This is a genomic window from Paraburkholderia tropica (assembly GCF_900109265.1).
GTDB classification, from domain to species: domain Bacteria; phylum Pseudomonadota; class Gammaproteobacteria; order Burkholderiales; family Burkholderiaceae; genus Paraburkholderia; species Paraburkholderia tropica.
The window spans coordinates 63,194-81,241 of record NZ_FNZM01000027.1 but is presented as its reverse complement, the minus strand read 5'-3'; the positions used below and the strand labels follow the sequence as shown (position 1 = coordinate 81,241).

17 protein-coding genes are annotated in these 18,048 nt (G+C 62.5%); 6 read left to right on the top strand and 11 right to left on the bottom strand.

The annotated features are described in order from the left end of the window. Positions 1 to 154: 154 nt before the first annotated feature. Positions 155 to 1,510: a Na+/H+ antiporter NhaA gene (nhaA, locus tag BMY06_RS33875; protein WP_313903851.1), complete on the top strand. Its 1,356-nt coding sequence runs from the start codon at positions 155 to 157 to the stop codon at positions 1,508 to 1,510. 20 nt (positions 1,511 to 1,530) lie between these two features. Then, positions 1,531 to 1,878: a hypothetical protein gene (locus tag BMY06_RS33870; RefSeq protein ID WP_080180573.1), complete on the top strand. Its 348-nt coding sequence runs from the start codon at positions 1,531 to 1,533 to the stop codon at positions 1,876 to 1,878. A gap of 255 nt (positions 1,879 to 2,133) precedes the next feature. Here the strand turns inward: BMY06_RS33870 and BMY06_RS33865 are convergent, their stop codons facing one another. From BMY06_RS33865 to BMY06_RS33855, 3 genes are all read right to left on the bottom strand, one after another. Next, entirely contained in the window at positions 2,134 to 3,864 is a 1,731-nt protein-coding gene (locus tag BMY06_RS33865; RefSeq protein WP_074987348.1) for a peptidoglycan D,D-transpeptidase FtsI family protein, read from the bottom strand. A 96-nt stretch (positions 3,865 to 3,960) separates the two neighbouring features. After that, on the bottom strand, positions 3,961 to 4,290 hold the full coding sequence (locus BMY06_RS33860; RefSeq protein ID WP_074987357.1) for a hypothetical protein: 330 nt from the start codon (positions 4,288 to 4,290) through the stop codon (positions 3,961 to 3,963). Between the two features lie 159 nt (positions 4,291 to 4,449). Then, positions 4,450 to 5,646 carry an MFS transporter gene (locus tag BMY06_RS33855; RefSeq protein ID WP_074987347.1) on the bottom strand — a complete coding sequence of 399 codons (1,197 nt, stop codon included), beginning with the start codon at positions 5,644 to 5,646 and terminating at the stop codon, positions 4,450 to 4,452. 459 nt (positions 5,647 to 6,105) lie between these two features. Here BMY06_RS33855 and BMY06_RS39230 point away from each other — a divergent pair, with 459 nt between their 5' ends. Continuing rightward, complete coding sequence (locus BMY06_RS39230; RefSeq protein WP_124263352.1) at positions 6,106 to 6,528, top strand: aspartate/glutamate racemase family protein; 423 nt, start codon at positions 6,106 to 6,108, stop codon at positions 6,526 to 6,528. A 55-nt stretch (positions 6,529 to 6,583) separates the two neighbouring features. Here BMY06_RS39230 and BMY06_RS33850 read toward each other — a convergent pair whose 3' ends face one another. From BMY06_RS33850 to BMY06_RS33840, 3 genes are all read right to left on the bottom strand, one after another. Then, a complete protein-coding gene (locus BMY06_RS33850; protein WP_390971729.1) occupies positions 6,584 to 7,888 on the bottom strand; it encodes a chloride channel protein in 1,305 nt (434 codons plus the stop codon). 72 nt (positions 7,889 to 7,960) lie between these two features. Next, on the bottom strand, positions 7,961 to 8,380 hold the full coding sequence (locus BMY06_RS33845; protein ID WP_074987345.1) for a MarR family winged helix-turn-helix transcriptional regulator: 420 nt from the start codon (positions 8,378 to 8,380) through the stop codon (positions 7,961 to 7,963). A 479-nt stretch (positions 8,381 to 8,859) separates the two neighbouring features. Continuing rightward, entirely contained in the window at positions 8,860 to 9,573 is a 714-nt protein-coding gene (locus BMY06_RS33840) for a DUF4396 domain-containing protein (protein ID WP_074987344.1), read from the bottom strand. A gap of 505 nt (positions 9,574 to 10,078) precedes the next feature. Between BMY06_RS33840 and BMY06_RS38255 the strand changes: the two genes are divergently transcribed. Continuing rightward, positions 10,079 to 10,366, top strand: coding sequence for a DUF2934 domain-containing protein (locus BMY06_RS38255; protein ID WP_080180144.1), 288 nt, complete (start codon positions 10,079 to 10,081; stop codon positions 10,364 to 10,366). Positions 10,367 to 10,501: 135 nt separating this feature from the next. Here BMY06_RS38255 and BMY06_RS33830 read toward each other — a convergent pair whose 3' ends face one another. From BMY06_RS33830 to BMY06_RS33805, 5 genes are all read right to left on the bottom strand, one after another. Then, the gene (locus tag BMY06_RS33830) at positions 10,502 to 11,116 is read right to left on the bottom strand and encodes a hypothetical protein (protein WP_074987343.1); all 615 of its coding nucleotides are present in this window, start codon (positions 11,114 to 11,116) and stop codon (positions 10,502 to 10,504) included. Between the two features lie 582 nt (positions 11,117 to 11,698). Continuing rightward, a complete protein-coding gene (locus BMY06_RS33820; protein WP_074987341.1) occupies positions 11,699 to 11,893 on the bottom strand; it encodes a hypothetical protein in 195 nt (64 codons plus the stop codon). Between the two features lie 121 nt (positions 11,894 to 12,014). Next, the gene (locus BMY06_RS33815) at positions 12,015 to 14,279 is read right to left on the bottom strand and encodes a xanthine dehydrogenase family protein molybdopterin-binding subunit (protein ID WP_074987340.1); all 2,265 of its coding nucleotides are present in this window, start codon (positions 14,277 to 14,279) and stop codon (positions 12,015 to 12,017) included. Continuing rightward, entirely contained in the window at positions 14,276 to 15,298 is a 1,023-nt protein-coding gene (locus tag BMY06_RS33810) for an FAD binding domain-containing protein (protein ID WP_074987339.1), read from the bottom strand. The genes BMY06_RS33815 and BMY06_RS33810 overlap by 4 nt, the downstream gene beginning before the upstream one ends. Further along, the gene (locus BMY06_RS33805) at positions 15,295 to 15,888 is read right to left on the bottom strand and encodes a (2Fe-2S)-binding protein (protein ID WP_080180143.1); all 594 of its coding nucleotides are present in this window, start codon (positions 15,886 to 15,888) and stop codon (positions 15,295 to 15,297) included. Before BMY06_RS33805 ends, BMY06_RS33810 begins: the two co-directional genes overlap by 4 nt. Before the next feature lie 278 nt (positions 15,889 to 16,166). Here BMY06_RS33805 and BMY06_RS33800 point away from each other — a divergent pair, with 278 nt between their 5' ends. After that, positions 16,167 to 16,808: a response regulator gene (locus BMY06_RS33800; RefSeq protein WP_074987337.1), complete on the top strand. Its 642-nt coding sequence runs from the start codon at positions 16,167 to 16,169 to the stop codon at positions 16,806 to 16,808. Between the two features lie 69 nt (positions 16,809 to 16,877). Beyond that, complete coding sequence (locus tag BMY06_RS33795; RefSeq protein ID WP_074987336.1) at positions 16,878 to 18,035, top strand: Gfo/Idh/MocA family protein; 1,158 nt, start codon at positions 16,878 to 16,880, stop codon at positions 18,033 to 18,035. Positions 18,036 to 18,048 lie beyond the last annotated feature (13 nt).

The following is an 18,048-nucleotide window of genomic DNA, read 5'->3' as shown; positions in this document are numbered from 1 at the left end:
CGGACGACCAACCTGCGAGCAGACGCTTACGGCTGATACGCCCAACGTGAAAAAAGATCACCGCTCTGAAAGAGTGTTGTGCAGACCTTCCTTAGCTGCATACCGCAGCGGGACAGGTTTTTCGCGCTGGTCGGGCCGCCACGCGGGACTCTACATGCCCATGCGACTGAACGACTTCTCACGCCCGCTCACTCACCCCAGGCGCATCGCAAAGCAAGCCTTCACGGCGCTTGAACACTTCCTTCATGTCGAAGCCGCGAGCGGCATCATCCTGCTCATCGCTGCCGCTATCGCGCTCATCTGGGCAAACTCTCCATTCGCGGGCAGCTATCACGAACTCCTCGAGTCGCCGCTGACACTGGGTGCGGGCGGATTCCTGTTCTCGAAATCCGTGCACTTCTGGATCAACGACGGGCTGATGACCGTGTTTTTTCTTGTTGTCGGTATGGAAATCCGCCGTGAAATCCACGCTGGCTCGCTGAGCGATTTCAGACAGGCGGCGTTGCCGCTTGGTGCCGCTATGGGCGGCGTGGCGGTGCCGGCGCTCATCTATCTTGCGGTGAACCACGGTACGGATGCAGCGCACGGATGGGCCGTGCCGACGGCGACGGACATTGCCTTTGCGGTCGGCGTGCTCGCGCTGCTCGGGCGGTCGATTCCCGGTAACGTGAGGATCTTTCTGCTGACGCTCGCGATCGTGGACGACATTATCGCGGTGCTGATCATCGCGGTCTTCTACTCGGCTGGACTCGACCCCAGCGGCCTGGCGCTCGCCGCGGCCGGTATCGTTGCCGTCGTCATCATGCAGAGGCTCGATATCAACCGCGCCACGGCTTACATGCTTCCGGGCGCAGTTATCTGGATGGGGCTCTTCATCAGCAGCGTGCATCCGACGCTTGCCGGGGTGGTGCTGGGGCTGATGACGCCAGTCGTATCGTCGCGCGGGCACGAGCGCGTGCTGGTCGAACTGTCGGAAGCGACACGTCACGTGAGCGAAGTCGACGTCCAGAGTGCGCAGGAATTCGATCAACTGGAAAAGCCGATGCACACGCTCCGCGTGGCGCAACGCGATCTCCTGCCACCGGTCGTGCGGGTGCAGTGGGCGCTTCACCCCTGGGTTGCATACGGGATCATGCCGCTCTTCGCGTTGGCCAATGCCGGCGTGCCGCTCAGTGGCGTGGATTTCGCGAGCCACCAGACCGTCTGGATCATGTTGGGCGTGGCGCTGGCGCTCATCGTCGGCAAGCCAGTCGGCGTGTTCCTGACGAGCTGGCTGCTGGTGAGAACCGGGCTTTGCCGTTTGCCGACCGGGATGTCCTGGCGCGGAGTCAGCCTTGTGGCACTGCTCGCGGGCATTGGCTTCACCATGTCGATCTTCATCGCGACGCTCGCGTTTTCCGGGCAGGGCGCGATGGATGCCACCAAGCTCGGCGTGCTGCTTGGCTCGTTCGTCGCGGGATGCGCAGGGCTGGGCTGGGGCCTGTATGCTTCCAGGCAGAGGTCCAGCTGACGTCGATGTGGGTGGCAAGAATGGATGAAGAAACGAAAGCCGAGCTGCTCACCTTCCTGGTGGTCGGTCAATTGCTCGCATATGCGCGCAGTGGGGAATGGCTGCGGACCGATCACATGATCGAGACGTGCCAGATCTGGTTGTCGTCGAACGGAGCATGCTGCGACTGGCTAGACCGGGCCAAGGCGGTCGAGGCCGCACGGGCGCTTGCAGAACGCGCGCGTGAACTGCCCTTTCCCCGCGACGAAGCTGGGCTAACCAGGCTCTTCAATCTGGACCGTGGCTGGTTTCTCGATTACCGATCGCCAGTCGTCCGGGAAATACACGCATTGAGCGTAGCGCGTCTTGGAATCGACGCCAGGAAGTAGTCGTGTGCAGGGCCGCAAAGTGGTCCTCACCAGCCCGCGGAAATCAGACTTCGCGATCGAGGCCGTACTTCACATTTTGGTCGACACCAGGAGCTCGATATAGACGTTGGCATCGGGTTCCGGTCGGCGATTGATCGTGGCAGTGGCACGCCCGGCCTCTGCTCACGCCACCCGGAAAAATCTGGTCCGAATGCAGGCAGCGCAGAGGACATCGCGTGGCCGGACGAGCGACCTCCGCCGGCTGTCGTTCCGGGCTCAGGTGAGAGGCACGTGCCCGGAAGAATCAAGGGGACTGTCAGGCAAAACATTGAGCAACTGCATCGTCTTGGTCGCAATGGCGACAAACGCCGGACCAGCGACAGCGCCACCAAAATGTGAACCTTTGCGCGGATTATCGATGGAGACGGCGATGATCACGCGCGGATGCACTGCGGGAATGATGCCGACGAACGACGCGCGATATTGACTACGATCGTAACCGTGCGACGTCCAGCGATACGCGGTTCCGGTCTTGCCGGCGACAGAGAAGCCGTTCACGACCGCATCGGGTGCAGTGCCGTTGGCGCTCACCACCCGTTGCATCATCGCCCGAACCTCCTGCGCGGTGCGGGCCGAATACAGGCGATGACCGGTGGCGGGTGCGTCGAGGCGATGGACTGTCGCAGGCACTATGACGCCGTCGTTGGCGAAGACGGTGTATGCCTGCGCCAGTTGCAGCAACGAGGCGGACAGGCCGTAACCGTAACCCATGGTCGCCTGTTCGATGCGGCGCCAGTGGTTCCAGGGGCGCACGCTACCGCGCGCCGCACCGGGTAGCCCCGCGTGCGGAGCCTTCCCCAGCCCCAGTTCATGGAAGTTCTGCCACATGTCCTTCGACGGCATCATCAACGCGATTTTTGTGGTGCCCACGTTACTCGATTTTTCGATCACGCCAGCCACCGTGAGCGTGCCAAAGTCGGCGTCGTCGTGAATCGTCGCGCCATCTAGTCGAATACGGCCGTGGTCCGTCGTCACGATCGAATCAGGCGTGATGCGACCTTGCTGCAAGGCGAGCGCGATGGTCAGCGGCTTCATCACCGAGCCGGGTTCGAACACGTCGGTGACGGCGCGGTTGCGCATCTGCAAGCCGCTGGTGCGAGCGCGGCTGTTCGGATCGAAACTTGGCCAGTTCGCCATGGCGAGGATCTCGCCCGTGTGTGCGTCGAGCACGATTGCCGAGCCCGAGTGCGCGTCGAAGTGCTGAACGGTGTCCTGTAGCGCGTGATAGGCGGCGTACTGGATCGGCGAATCAAGCGCGAGCTGAACGTCCGCACCATCGCGCGGCGTGGAATGCGCGAGCGAGGCAATGATGTCGCCGCGCGCATTATGCAGTGCGCGTCGCCAGCCATCCACGCCCGAGAGCTGGCTGTTGGCCGCTCGCTCAATGCCTTCCTGTCCGCGTCCGTCAATGCCCGTAAAGCCCACGACATTGGATGCGATCGCCGACTCGGGATAGAAGCGCCGATAACCCTTGCTCGCATAGACACCAGGCAGGTCGAGTTGCATCGCACGCGCGGCTAGATCGGGGGTGATCTGGCGGGACAGATAGACGAAGCGGCGATGCGAGGCGTACGCGTGCGCGATCAGATCGGGATCGATATGGAGCACGCCCGCGAGCGCGTCGATTTGCGTAGTGGATGCCGGGGCATCAGGTGCCCCGGCGTCAAGCCACAGAGTGCGGGTGGGCAGATTGAGCGCGAGAGGGCGGCCATCACGATCGACGATGCGTCCCCTGGAAGCTGGCAGTTCGATGTCGCTGACCTGGCGGATTTCTCCCTGGTGTTGGTAGAAGTCGTCTTCAACGCACTGTACCCACGCCGCGCGGCAGATCAGGGTGAGGAACGCGCCAGTGAAAAGCAGGCCCGCGAAGCTGGACCGTCCACGATGAAAACGAGGGAGGCTCAGGTCGTGGCGGCTGAAGCTGAAGTATTTGCGTGCTTTCGACATCCGGCGGGTCGTATCTCCAGTCGGGCGTGTGGGTCGAGATGAGGTGGCGCACGAGTTGTATCGCTAACCGGTGTGCGCGCGCAGGCTGCTGCGAGGCTACTGGCGCAGCGGTTGCACGGCAGCGCGGGACAGCCAGTAGTTCATGCGGCCCTGCGGGCCCGCAACGAGGACGGCATCCGGACTGGGTACGCCGTCGTCGTCGATCGTGCAGAGGACCGTGCCGTCGTGAATCATCGTGACCTGTTGTGCGGCGGCCATGCGCGCGAGCACGTCGGCCTTGAGGGGATAGAGGCGGGTGAACATGTCGTAGCTGATTGCAGCCGGCACGTCGCCGGTTACACGGACCGGAGAGCCATGCGGGCACGACTGTGCCTGCGCGGTGACGGCACTGGCGGCGAGCAGGAGGAAAAGGCCTGTCTGTTTCATGATCGGAGTGTCGAAGAGAGATTTCCCGCGGGGCACGACCCACAAGCGGTCTTTCACGGCCCAGTTTGCGAAGAAGCGGGATCGGCCGGGCGAGGCACAAAAGCAGGAGCGTGTGGAAAGTGCGATGGTCGCTGAAATGTTTGGCTGGTTGGAGAAGAGTCAAGTGCGCTTGACAGGTGCCTTCATGAAGGCTGCGCAGATCAACCAGCAGAACACGAGGCCTGAGCACGTATAGAAAACGGTGTTCGGGCCGTCGTGTTTGAGCAGCCAGCCGCCCACCACTCCGCCGAGCGCGAGCCCGATCGACTGCGTGGTGTTATAGACGCCCGTGGCCGCGCCCTTGCGGTTGCCCGGCGCGAGCTTCGACACCAGCGAAGGCTGCGACGCTTCCAGAATATTGAAGCCGAGGAAGTACACGAACAGCACGGCGGCCACGATTGCTATGGTATGCGCAAGCGAGCCGAGCAGAAGCTGGCCGATCAGAATAAGCCCAATGGCCGAGACCACCACGGCCTTCATCTTGCCCTTCTTCTCCGCCGCGATGATGGCCGGCACCATCAGCACGAACGAGAGGCCCATCACGGGCAGATAGATCATCCAGTGCGAGGCGACCGGCAGGCCCGCATCGACGAGCAGGCGCGGCACCACGAGGAACAGCGCGGTTTGCGTCGCGTGCAGCACCAGCACGCCGAAATTCAGGCGCAGCAGCTCGACGTTGTGCAGGACTTCGGAGAACGGCGCGCGCACGTGCACGGGCTTGGGCGCGTCGGGCACGATCCAGAGCACCACGCCCACCGCGATGATCGAGAACACGCCGACCAGCGTGAAGAGGCCACTCATGCCGAGCCAGTGCACCACGATGGGCGCGCCGACGATCGCCACCGCGAACGAGATGCCGATCGAGCCGCCCACCATCGCCATGGCCTTGGTGCGGTTCTGCTCGCTGGTGAGATCGGCGATGAAGGCCAGCACGGCCGACGACACCGCGCCCATGCCCTGGATCACCCGTCCAACGATAATCCACGTCATGTCGTGCGCGCCCGCGGCCACGAAGCTGCCGATCGCGAAGATCACGAGGCCGGCGGCGATCACGGGCTTGCGGCCGATGCGGTCGGAGATCCAGCCGTAGAAAATGTACAGGAGCGACTGCGTCACGCCGTACGCACCGAGCGCGATGCCGACGAGCAGCAGGTTGTCGCCGCCGGGAATGGTTTTCGCGTAAACCGAAAACACCGGCATGATCATGAAGAGGCCGAGCATGCGCAGCGCGAAGATCGCGGCAAGCGACATCGTCGCGCGCCTTTCGGATGCGGTGAGGCCTGGCGTCACAGCTGACGAAGAGGATGAAGTTTGCATGTCGGCACAATCAAAAAAAGACCCAGCGCAGAGGCTGGGCCAAAGCTGCCACCGATACGACGGCGGCGACCGGACATTGCGTCCAGGTTCGGAAACAGCACGTGGCCAATTCCCGCCACCGTGCTGCGAGCAATGAAGCAATTAAGGCATAACGTGCCATATCGCGTAATCTAGCCACGAAAAATTAAGTGAATCTTAAATTAGCGCCCAGGCGGGCATCATCTGATTGCCGTTGCGATCGTCAAGCAAAAATACGATGGAAGGCGCGTCATCGAACGCGTAAGATTGACGGCTGAAGACCGGCTCGACCCGGGGCGGCCGGGTAACGTGCGGGGACATCGAGGCCGTCTCGACGCCCTGAATCATGGTTGCCACGCGGGCGAGTCGGCCAGGAAGAAGCCATGCCGGAGATGTCTGCTACGTTCCCGGTACGGGGAAACTGTCACGGGACGGAGCAAGATGACTGTGAATGTGAAGCGCCGGATGGCGGCGTGTGTTGCATGCCTCGTGCTGGCCGCCTGTAGCGACCATTCGGCCGTTTCGACAATTGCTGCATTGCCTCTGGTCTTTAGCGGTACCTCGCCAACCCCGCCATTGACTGTCGCTGATTGCGTGATGCACGACTGGAAGCTCTCGACGCACAACCTTGCTCTTACGTCCACGCGCGCGGCCTGGCGAATCAGCGCCAGTTCGTGGTTTCAGGGCGTGGAGTTAGGCGTAGTACTTCGGCGTCGGAGCCATCGCACGCGCGCCGAATTTTTCGAGGGGCGTATTGCGCCGTCGCGTTATCTGGCGATCGTCCAGCACTGTCTCGTGCCGGGCGGGCACACGACTGGCGAACGATCGCCCGAGTTGCGCACTCATGCAGCGACGCTTCGCTAAGGCCGACATGCGGCGCCGTGCAGACCGGCGCGCTGTCACGGGCGAGCGGCGCGGTTCACTTGTCCACCAGATAGCGTTGCGCGAGCGCTTCGTAAAGCGGCGGCGCGAAGAGCTTCGAGACCTGACTCGCCACAAGCGCCGTAGCCATCAGCGAAATCACCAGCGCGTGGCCGTTGATCATTTCGATGACGATCACGAACGCCGTGATCGGGCTCTGTGTGACGGCGGCGAGATAGCCGACCATCCCCAGTGCGATAAGCATCGGCAACTGCATATGACCGAAGACCATGTGAAGGGTGTTGCCGATGCCCGCGCCGATCGCCAGCGACGGGGCGAACAAACCGCCCGGTGTGCCGGGCAGGTAGGAGCCGACCATCGATGCAATCTTCAGCAGCGGATAGGCCACGCCCAGTTGCGAGTGACCTTCGAGCATGCCACGCGCTTCCGCGTAGCCACTTCCGAACAGATGGCCGCCACTGGCCACGCCGATCACGGCGATAAACAGGCCACATACTGCGCCAAATGCCACGGGCCGTTCGCCTCGCAGCGCGATTAGTCGGTCTGGCATCCACTTTCTGGTGTTGAGCAGCAACCAGCAGAACACGCCGCCCGCGATGCCGGTCACCACACCCACCAGGACTACTGCGATGGCGAGAAGATTGGGCAGATTGCTATTGATCGCGATCGTGCCGAAATAGACGTAGTTGCCCTGCAGCGCGAGCGATACCACGCCGGAGAAAATGATTGCGGTGATGATGACGCCGCTCGTGCGTGCCTCGAAGCTTCGCGTCAGTTCCTCGATCGCGAAGACTACGCCTGCGAGTGGCGCGTTGAACGCCGCCGACAAACCGGCCGCTGCGCCCGCAAGTGCGAGCTTGTGCTCGAGTCCCGCGCGGTAGACGCCGCGCAAACGCGCTGGATAGAAGCGTCGCAGCGAGAACATGAGCGCGGCACCGACATGGATGGTCGGACCTTCACGGCCGATGGTGAAGCCGCCCAGGATCGCGAGAAATGAGAGGGCGATCTTGCCGACCAGAATGCGTAGTGTCAGCAGGCGTGGCCCCAGGTCGCGCACGTCATGCAGCGACGCGATGACCTGAGGAATGCCACTGCCTTCGGACCCGGGAAACCACCGGCGCGTGATCCAGACGCCCAGCGCCGCCACGGCGGGGGTCACGATGAGGGGTGCCCATGGAGCGCGGGCTGTCATGTGCAGGAACGCCTCGTAGCCGAAGTCGATCATCCTCGCATACAGTACGGCAACGAGACCGGTTGCGACGGCGCCGAGCCAGAACATCCCGAAGTAGAACCAGTGGCGTTGCCGGCGAAGCAGCCGCGGACGTTCGAAAAGAGCGAGCATGCGCATGAGAAATGCCCAAAGTGTCAATTAGGGCACATTGTGACATAAATATGAGGTTGCCCTCGACGGCGTTTAGCCGCCGGTGCCGTCGAAGACCCAGTGGAATGTGCCATAGATCGCCTTGTGCTTCGCGGCCAGGCTTAGCAGAAACTGCTCGCCCTTAGGCGAGAGATGCACCTGAACCTGCCGGCGGTCTGCGGGATCGGTCTTGCGTATCACGAGGCCTGCCGACTCGCAGCGCGAGACGAGGGCTGCTGTACCGTTCGGAGCGGCCTGTAGCCGCTCGGCAAGTTCGCCGACCGTCGCCCATTGCCGTCCAGGGAAACCGCGCACATGCAACAGTAACTGGTATTGAAGCGTTGTAATGCCGGCTTCGTTAGCGATCTCTTCGGAAGCGCGCAGGAATCTTCGCAGGTCGTAACGGAACACCGACATCGCTTCCAGCTCATGTTTGCCGGGGAGTCTGTTTTTGGGTGTTATGGATGAATTCATGTGCGGTCCCTGGTGACTACTGGTTGTGCCCAGGGATTATCTCCTGGCAGATGACTGGCTGCCCGAGCCAATCATTGTGTTGGGGGTACAGTGGAGTCAAAGGGCCGCCTGTCGGCGGGAGCGTACCGTGCGCGTGCGTTCAGCCAAGGCTGATGCGACGGCCTCGGTTCGTTCGTACAGACCTATGGTGGTCAGGCAGCGACGCGAGTCTGTTGCGACTGCTTGCGGTCGGATTTATCGCCGCGGCACGGCCCCAGGATGGCGAGCGCGATCGTTCGCATCGAGCGAGAGCTTTCCGAAGGCGATTTCATCCGCCGGTTCAAGGCACCTGTCGATGGGTCCGCCGAAGGCAGCTTTCTCGTCTGGTTCACCGACGTTGTAGCGAGATGGCGGCGCCTCTGCGGCAGGGGTGTAGCCGGAGATCGCGAGCGAGGTCGCCAGAAATCCTGGCACCCGGACGACGATCCAGGCGACGCAGATTACATTTTTTCCTTGACGCCGGCACTGATGAGCCACCAGTTAACGGGATAGCTCGTGGCAAACCCTGCCAGCATGGCGAGCTGCATTGCAAACCAGAACTCGGGGCTCGCGACTCCGGCGATTCCCCCATAAACTGGCTTGAACCACCGGAACTGGATGATGGCCATCATTCCATACATGCCCACCTGCCACGCCGTGATGGAGGCAACGTCCGCTTTGACGGCGGCCAGCACGCCTGCTCCCACGGACAGGCCTCGCATCGGCTTGATCGTGAAGTACTGAAAGACGATGCCCACTAAAAAGGCAACAATGAAATCCGGAATCCACACAGCGAAGGTTTTCTCGTTAAAAACGGTATGCCACCCGAACATCACCGCTAATGCGGGAAATGCGAAAACCGACCATTCGACAACTATGTCGCCAAGCGTACACCCGGCACCGCAGTGACTCGTGCCTTTCATCACCATCGCCGCGAACGGCTGTGCATCTTTTTTCGTTACCGCGTCCGCGCCGTTGCGCCCCCAACCAAGGTAGGCAGCCAACCACAAAACGGTTCCGAACAGCGCTGTGAGCGGCCAGACGAGGTTCATGATTCGCATTTTCTGCGGGTACCGAATCTCATCAACTATGATGGCGACGGCACAAACGGCGCCCATAACAATCGAGGTGACCGAAAGGATTTCAAGCCAGGTCGGAAAAATCCCGTAAGTCATAGCTTATTGTCTGGCAGTAGGTGTCAAAGCGAGCGCAAAGCTTGTGCCGGCCACAACGACCGGTTATGAGCGCACAACGCCAAGACAGGGGGCTAGCTCAATGTCGCCCCGTGGCCGAGTGCCGCCGCAGGCGGTGGGGCCCGGCTGGGGCGCATCGAGCTTAGGCGAGGGGCCGAGCGCGACCCGACGTGGACTCTGGACTTCGAGCGACGTCGAAGACCGATTTCATCGCGGGGTTGCCGCCGATAAAGCAGGTACGACCGTCGTCACCGTGGATTAGCAAGCAAATAGCGTCCGTGAGCCATCCGTTGTGCAGTCCCATACCAGCGGGCGTCCAACGGGTTGGACCACTTCGCTAGCAACCATTGCCCTGGAGCCGTTACGCCTACCCGCTTTGGAGTTGAACGACTGATATCGCCCGAAACGGAGGACATGCGGACATGCAAAAAGAGGCTGAAATTAGATACTCTTAGAAAGCAGTAACGAACCTTTCACGGAGGACGGGATGCATAGCAACGCCGGGCAGTTTGCGGGATCACCAGCAAAGGAGTCGTCCAATGCGTCGAACGCGTCAGGATGGCCGGGTAAGCCGGGTCCGAAATCCGGCGATCAGTCGGGAACCGATCGTCTCAGGACCGCAGACTACGATGAAATCACGGACCGCGTTCGCGAGAGGGCCTATCAACTATGGCAAGCCGCAGGATCACCGGAAAATTGTGCGGACGACTTTTGGTATGAAGCGGAAAAGCAGTTGCGCGCGGTCGTGGTTTCCATGAAAGAAGGGCAGCCCTAGTAGGCGCGCATCCGCCTTTCACGACGCTCTCGTACCGATGAGCGTTGTTCGAAGGCGCAGCGCTCCTGTCGGCGCTCATCGCGACCGTACGTGCCGCATGACTCCAGATGTCCGACGCCCCTGAACAGCGCCGCATCAAGCTCGATTCAACGCGGCGACGCGCTGGGTCTCGAGTTCGGTGTGGAAGTCATCGAGGGGCGTCACCAACCGGGTTGGATCAAAATCGGCCCAATGGCCGTCCTGCCAGAGCCCAGTCGCCTCCTCAATATCGGTGCCGTGTGCACTGCGCAAGACCTCCGCAGCGGAGGGCTTTAGCGCCGAACTTACGTGTACGGCCAGCAAGACGCCCGCTTCGCGCTCATGCGGCGCGTGCAGCGGCGTTACGGTCGCGCGGCGTCCTCCGCCGCGCGTCGCGAACATGGCGCCCGCGAGCGATCCGACATAGGCGCCAACAGCGATCGCCACGGCGAGGATCAGCACCGAGTGAAAGATAACGAGTGACAAAATGCTCGCGACAAGCACGCCTGCTACGGCTCCCATCGCTACGCCACCCGCAGCGCCAATACCGGCCGGACGCGCCTGCGGATCGGCGTATTCGTCTCCGCCAACCGGAAAACGGGCGTGTTGCCCACTCGGATTTACGTAGAACGCGGCTATATCTTCCTCAACAAATCCGTTGTTCAGAAGTCGTTCTTTGGTCGTCTCCGCGGCCGCAAACGTCAGGAAACGTGCTGCAAGGATCTGTGACATGGCTTTCTCCGCTTTCGTATGCGGGAAATCACCCGCAATAACAGAGAGCGCAAACAGCGTACCGCAACGGATCTATGGCTCCCGAATGCGCTACGGTGGGTGCGCAAATTGCTTCGATTCGGATGTCAATCGGCGGGAGAGAATCATGCGACACCAGCGTAACGAACAAACGCAGCAAAAGGGACGCGTCGAAGTTCAGAACCGCAAGCCGCGACCCACGCGGCAGAGCGAACTCGATGAACTCGAAATGCGCAAACATGAACAATCGGAAAACGAGCTTCCGTCTACGCAGGATAAGAATCCAGTCCCGCCGGGCACGACGCGTCGGTAGTGCTTGTGCCGGCTCCCAGCATCGTTGGTCCAACCAGATTAATCCAGCAGCGGCGGCACGCACTCCTGAGAAAGCATGCTCGATTGCCTCGCCCAAACAACCGAGCGTGGAAGCATAAGATTTGAGCGTTCTTCGCGCTTTCGGAGCAATCCTTACGTAATGCTTTTTTGTGCGTGCGCGCGTTATGCGGCGTGGAACGAAGGGCGCAACCCAGCCGATCCACGCGATAAAGCGCAACGAAGCGTGCTTCGCTACTGTTTGTCCGCTTTCACGCTAATGGCGACGATCTCGTACTCGGTCGGGGCATGCTCGTTCGCTGCCCGTTCGGCTTCTTGGCGCGAAGAAAACGACATGGCCCCGTCAATTTCAGGCGCCATGCCAATGTCGCCATCTTCGGCGTGGTGAAGATATTGCTCACCGGTCTTGATCACATACACGGTCTTCATGGTGTCCTCACTGTCTCCGAACGGGTTTGGGCGACCGATGCCATTTTGTTTTGTCCGCTGCGTGCAGCGAGTCACACCGGCCACCTCAACGCTGCCACGCCGACGTCCTCTGCGTGATATGTCATAGCAACGCATCGAGCGTGATCGGCAGTTCGCGCACGCGCTTGCCGGTCGCGTGATAGATCGCGTTGGCGATCGCCGCCGCTACACCTACCACGCCAATTTCGCCCACGCCCTTCGCGCCGAGCGGATTCACCACGTCGTCGTGCTCATCCACGAACAGCACATCAATGGCGTCGATATCGGCATTCACGGGTACGTGGTAATCGGCAAGATTGTGATTCATGATGCGCCCGATCGTCGGGTCGACCTGCGCGTGTTCGTACAGCGCCGTGCCGATTCCCCAGACCACACCGCCCGCGATCTGGTTAGCGGCAGTCTTCGGATTGACGATACGCCCCGCGGCAATGGCGCTCACCACGCGCGCGATGCGAATCGTGCCGAGCGCCTCGTCGACGCGTGCTTCGACGAATACCGCTGAATGAGTCGCCATCGAATAGCGCTGCTGCAACTCCTCGGGCTTGAGCGTGATCTGCTCTTCGAGGGTCTTCATACCCGCGCGCGCGAGCAGTTCGCCGATGGCCAGGCGCGTCGTTCCGTGCTTCGGGCCGCGTGCCAACACCGCCTCGCCGTCTGCGATCGTGAGCGCTTCGCTGAGCGCGTCGGCGTCAAAATTCGCCCAACCCGCGCCGCCGTGCGCGACCAGGAGCTGCGCGAGGCGCGCGCGCAGCCGCGTGCAAGCCACCGAGGCCGCGCTGCCCACCGACGAAACCGTCCAGGAACCGCCTTCGATCGGCGCGGGTGGCAACGAGGTGTCGCCGAGCGTGAATTGCACCTCGCCGATAGGCAGGTGCAGCGCATCAGCGGCGATCTGTGAAATCGCGGTGTACGTGCCGGTGCCGATATCGGCGGTGGCGCTCGAAAGCGCCAGCCGGCCGTCGCCGCGCAGCACGGCGCGTACGCTCGCTTCCGTCTGCATCGCGTCCCAGACACCTGTCGCCATGCCGTAGCCGACCAGTTCGTGGCCGTCGCGCATCGTGCGCGGGGTGGCGACGCGGGCTCCCCAACCGAAGCGCTCCGCGCCCTGCGCGTAACAGTCGAGCAGCGCCTTGCTGGAAAACGGTCGCTTCTTATTGGCGTCTTCATCCGCGTAGTTACGGATGCGCAATTCGAGCGGGTCCATCCGAAGCGCCGCGGCGAGTTCGTCCATCGCGCATTCGAGTGCGTAGAGGCCTTGCGCGGCGCCGGGCGCGCGCATATCGCAGGGCGTCGGCAAGTCCAGGCGGCCGAGCTTGTACCCCAACTGGACGTGATCGGCGCGATAAAGCTGGCCGGCCCAGTTGACCACCACGTCTGTGAAGTCCTCGTACTGCGAAGTCTCGCCGACGGCTTCGTGAATCACGGCCTGCAAGCGCCCGTCGCGACGCGCGCCGAGCGCGACATGCTGGATCGTGGCGGGGCGATGCCCGGAGGTGAACATCTGCGCCCGCGTGAGCGTGACGCGCACGGGGCGGTGCAGGGCGCGCGCCGCCAGCAGCGCGAGCGGCAGATGATATTGCGGCCGCAGTCCCGATCCGAAGGCGCCGCCAACGAATGGCGACACCACGCGCACGCGCTCGCGCGTCAGGCCGAACACCTTCATTAGATATTGCTGCGTGTTGCCCACGCCCTGAGTTTTCTCGTAGACGGTGAATCGGCCGTCCGCCGTTGGCACGACGGTGCAGCCGTGCATTTCCATCGGCTGATGGAATTCCATCGGCGTGGAGTAGAACGCGTCGCTGCAGACATCGGCGCGCCCGAGCGCGGCATAGGCCTCGCCGCGTGGCGCGGGCGGGGGTTCGAAGCCGCCTTTCTCGGTGGACGGCACGACGGCATCCTTGAGGACGGCCGCGAGTTCGGTCTGATGCGCTTCACTGCGATAGCGCGTGTGCACCAGCGAGGCGGTGTAGTGGGCGAGTTCCAGCGTTTCGGCCAGGACCAGCGCAACCGGCTGCCCCGCGAAGCGCACGTGCGAATCGCCGAGCGGCCGTAAAGGCGAGCCGCCCGGCGCGATCTGGTCCTTCCAGTCCGCATCGTTGTCGGCGAGAGTGGGGCGGTTTTCGTGCGTCAGCACAGACAGCACGCCGGGCAGCGCCAGCGCCGCCGACGTATCGATGGCGACGATTTCTCCGCGCGCAATCGGTGCATTGACGACGACGCCGTAGACGAGTCCGTCCGCGTGAAACTCCGCCGCGTAGCGCGCCGCGCCGGTGACCTTGCTGTGGGCGTCCACGCGGGGCAGCGGCGCGCCGATACACGCCGCAGGCTTCTGGAAAGCGGTGCTCATACTTCGTCCTCCTCGTCGTGCGTCGATGCTTCGGTTGGGGCGAGCGCGCGCTCGAATGCGCGGATGATCGCGCGGCGCGCGAGTTCGACCTTGAACGCGTTTCCGGGACGCGGATCGGCGCGCGCCGTTACCGCATCGGCGAAACGCGCCTGCGCGCCCGTATCGTCGGCAGCCTGGCCCAACAGCGAGGCTTCGGCCGCACGATCGCGCCACGGCTTATGAGCGACACCGCCCAGCGCACAACCCAGCGCCGCGATCCTGCCGTCCTCCACCCGCACGCCGAGAGCAACCGAAACCAGCGCAAAAGCATAGGAGTGGCGGTCGCGCAGCTTCAGATACGTCGCGTGCTGCGCATAGCCTTCGGCGGGCAACTCGACCGCGGTAATCAACTCCTCCTCGGCGAGCACGGTTTCGCGATGCGGCGTGCTACCCGGCAAACGATGCAGGGCGTCGAAGGGCAGCGAGCGCGAGCCCCGGCTTCCGGCCACATGCACGCTAGCATCGAGCGCTTCGAGCGCCACGCACATATCGGACGGATGGGTCGCAATGCAGTGCTCGCTCGCGCCAAAGATCGCATGCATGCGATTCACGCCGTCGAGCGCTGCGCAGCCCGTGCCGGGCGCGCGCTTGTTACAGCAGGTCGTCGGATCGTAGAAGTACATGCAGCGCGTGCGTTGCAACAGATTGCCGCCGACGCTAGCGGCATTGCGAATCTGCGCGGATGCTCCCGCGAGTAAAGCCTGTGCGAGCAGGGGATAGCGTGCGCGCACGCGCGCATCCCAGGCGAGCGCACTATTGCTGACCAATGCGCCGATTTTCAGGCCGCCTGACGGCGTCGCGTCGACGCCCCGCAAAGGCAGGCGCGTGATGTCGATGACGGTGGTAGGACGTAGCACGTCCTCGCGCATGAGATCGACGAGATTGGTGCCCCCTGCGAGAAACTGCGCGTGGGGCGTGATCGCATGCTGGCGCACGGCGTCGGCGACGCTGGTGGCGCGGGTGTAAGCGAAGCGGTTCATCGCGCATCCTCCTCGGTGTCCGGTCGGCTTGGTTGCTGCGGTTGCCGAGTTTGCATTTGCGCGCAGCGCAAGCTCTCAACGGCATCGGCGATATTTACATACGCGCCGCAGCGGCACAGATTGCCGCTCATCTGCTCGCGGACGTCGTCGCGGGACTGCGCATGTCCTTCCGCGAGCAAACCAATCGCCGAGCAGATCTGGCCCGGCGTGCAGTAGCCGCACTGGAACGCATCGTGGTCGACGAACGCCTGCTGAACCGGATGCAGGTTCTGCCCTTGCGCCAGCCCCTCGATCGTCGTGATGTGAGCGCCGTCATGCACCAGGGCGAGCGCAAGACATGCATTGATGCGCGTGCCGTTCACCAACACCGTACACGCGCCGCATTGGCCATGGTCGCAACCTTTTTTCGTGCCGAACAGATGAAGCTGTTCGCGCAGCAGGTCGAGCAGGCTGGTCCACGGTTCGACGTTGAGCGCATGTTCCGCACCATTGACGATGAGGCTGAGCGGGACCGCGTCGGCTACGTTCGGAGCCGGCTGCAATTCGGAACGTGACGGCGTGTGGCGGGGGGGGTTAGTCGATGTCTGCATGGTTTCCCTCGTGTCGGGTGGTGGGATGGTTGTATGGTGATGTGAAGAAAACGGATTCGACGAAAAGGGACGTCGTTCACGTGCTGCGCAACCGCCTTGCCCGGGCGACCGATGCGCGCTTTTTCGTCTTCGACGGCTTCCGATGCTGGGGCAACGCGGAGAAAAAGCGTCGAAACGCTGCGTAACCCGGATGCGCCAGCGACCGCTGCACGCGCATGGACGCATGACAAATAGTCAGGAATGTTGAGTGCTCGCCTACGGTTCGAACGGAGACGTTAATGAGCCGGATATTGTTGGCAGACGACGATGCAGGTTTTCGCGATTCGCTACAGGCACTTCTAGTCGAATCCGGGCATAGCGTGCGCGCGGTCGGAAATGGACTGGAGGCGCTTTCGGCGGCGTTGAAAGAGCTGCCCGATGTGATTGTCTCCGACATTCATATGCCTGTGCTTGACGGCCCGGACGCAGTCGTGATGTTGAGAACCATCGCGCGCTTCTCCAACGTTCCGGTGGTGTTGATGTCGGGCGAAGCGGCGAGCGAAAGCGTGCCGGTCGAGCGATTTTTCCACAAGCCGTTCGACCCGCAGGTTCTGGTCGATATGCTCGGCCGCCTTGCGGTGCGCTCGCATGCTGCAAGCCGATTCGCACGGGTTGCGTCCGTCTCGGCGCCCAACAGCAACGACGATTCAACCGTGACGACGTGCCTGCCGGAACAACTCCACGAGCGTATTGTGCATGCCTTGGCGCTGCTTGCGGAGCAGGAGATGCGCGTGGTGCGATTAGAGCGCCACGGATTCGACACGACGCTGGCTGTCGATGTGTGCGAAGCGTTGGCGGGCAGCGTGGCCGCGCTCTCGCGTTATCAGCAGGAAGTGACGTCCCGGGGCGCACGCACGCCGGGAACGGGCGTTGCAGAGTGACGCGCATTGCGCGCGTCTTCGTCGGCAAAGTCAGCGTGGGCGCGGCCAACTTTCCTTGGGAGACATCGGATGAGCATACTATCGGCACTCGGACTGGGTTCCGAAAAGAAGGTCCGTTATGCGATTGTCGGTCTCGGCGATATCGCGCAGGAGGCGATGATGCCCGGCGTCGCCCACACGGGCAATTCCGAAATCACCGCGCTCGTGACCGGCGACCCCGAAAAAGCCCGCAAAGTGGGCGAGCAATACGGTGTTGCGCATACCTACACGTACGAGCAGTTTGATCAGATGCTCGGATCGGGGCAGGTGGATGCCATCTACGTGGCGACGCCCAACTGGCGGCACGCCGAATTCGTGCTTCCCGCGCTGAAGGCCGGCATCCATGTGCTGGTCGAGAAACCGCTCGAGGTCACGACGCAGCAATCGCGAATGATGATGGAGGCGGCAAGCGCGTCATTGGCGAAATTGATGGTGGCGTATCGGCTGCACTTCGAACCGGCGACGCTGTCGGTCATCGAGCGCATTCGTTCGGGCGAACTCGGGGAAATGCAGGTCTTCACGTCGATCTTCACGCAGCGCGTCGACCCCGACAATCATCGCGCGAAAAACGGTATTCAAGCCGGACCAATCTTCGACATGGCCCCATACCCCGTCAACGCGGCCCGCATGGTTTTTGAAGCGGAGCCGGAAGAGGTGTTGTCGGCGGTCGGTGTGCGGCACGCAGGGAGCGGTTTCGGCTCATTTGACGACATGGTGGCCGTCACGCTCAAATTTCCCGGTGAGCGTCTGGCGCAATTTGTCGTTTCCTATTCCCTCAACAATCTCGACACATTCTTTGCCGCGGGCACGAAGGGGAGCATTGCGCTGCGTCCCGCGTACATCTACGGAAAGCCGTTTCAGCAGGCTGTCACGATCGGAGAAAACGAAGAGTCGCATACCTTCAGGAATACCGATCACTTCGGCGGAGAACTCAAATACTTCTCGGATTGCATCTTGAACGACCGGGACCCGGAGCCCGATGCCGAAGAGGGCTTCGCGGATGTGCGCGTGATCGAAGGCATCGTGCAGGCGCTGGAGACCGGCGCGCCGGTGAGGCTCGATCCATTCGAGCGCGCGCGGCGCATCGATCCCGTCGCGCAACTTGAAACTCTGCGCGCCGTGAAAGCGCCCGACCTGGTGGATGCGAGCAATCCGGGCGAGGGCGTCGACAAGTCGCCGAAGAACTGAAGCCGGCCAGTTC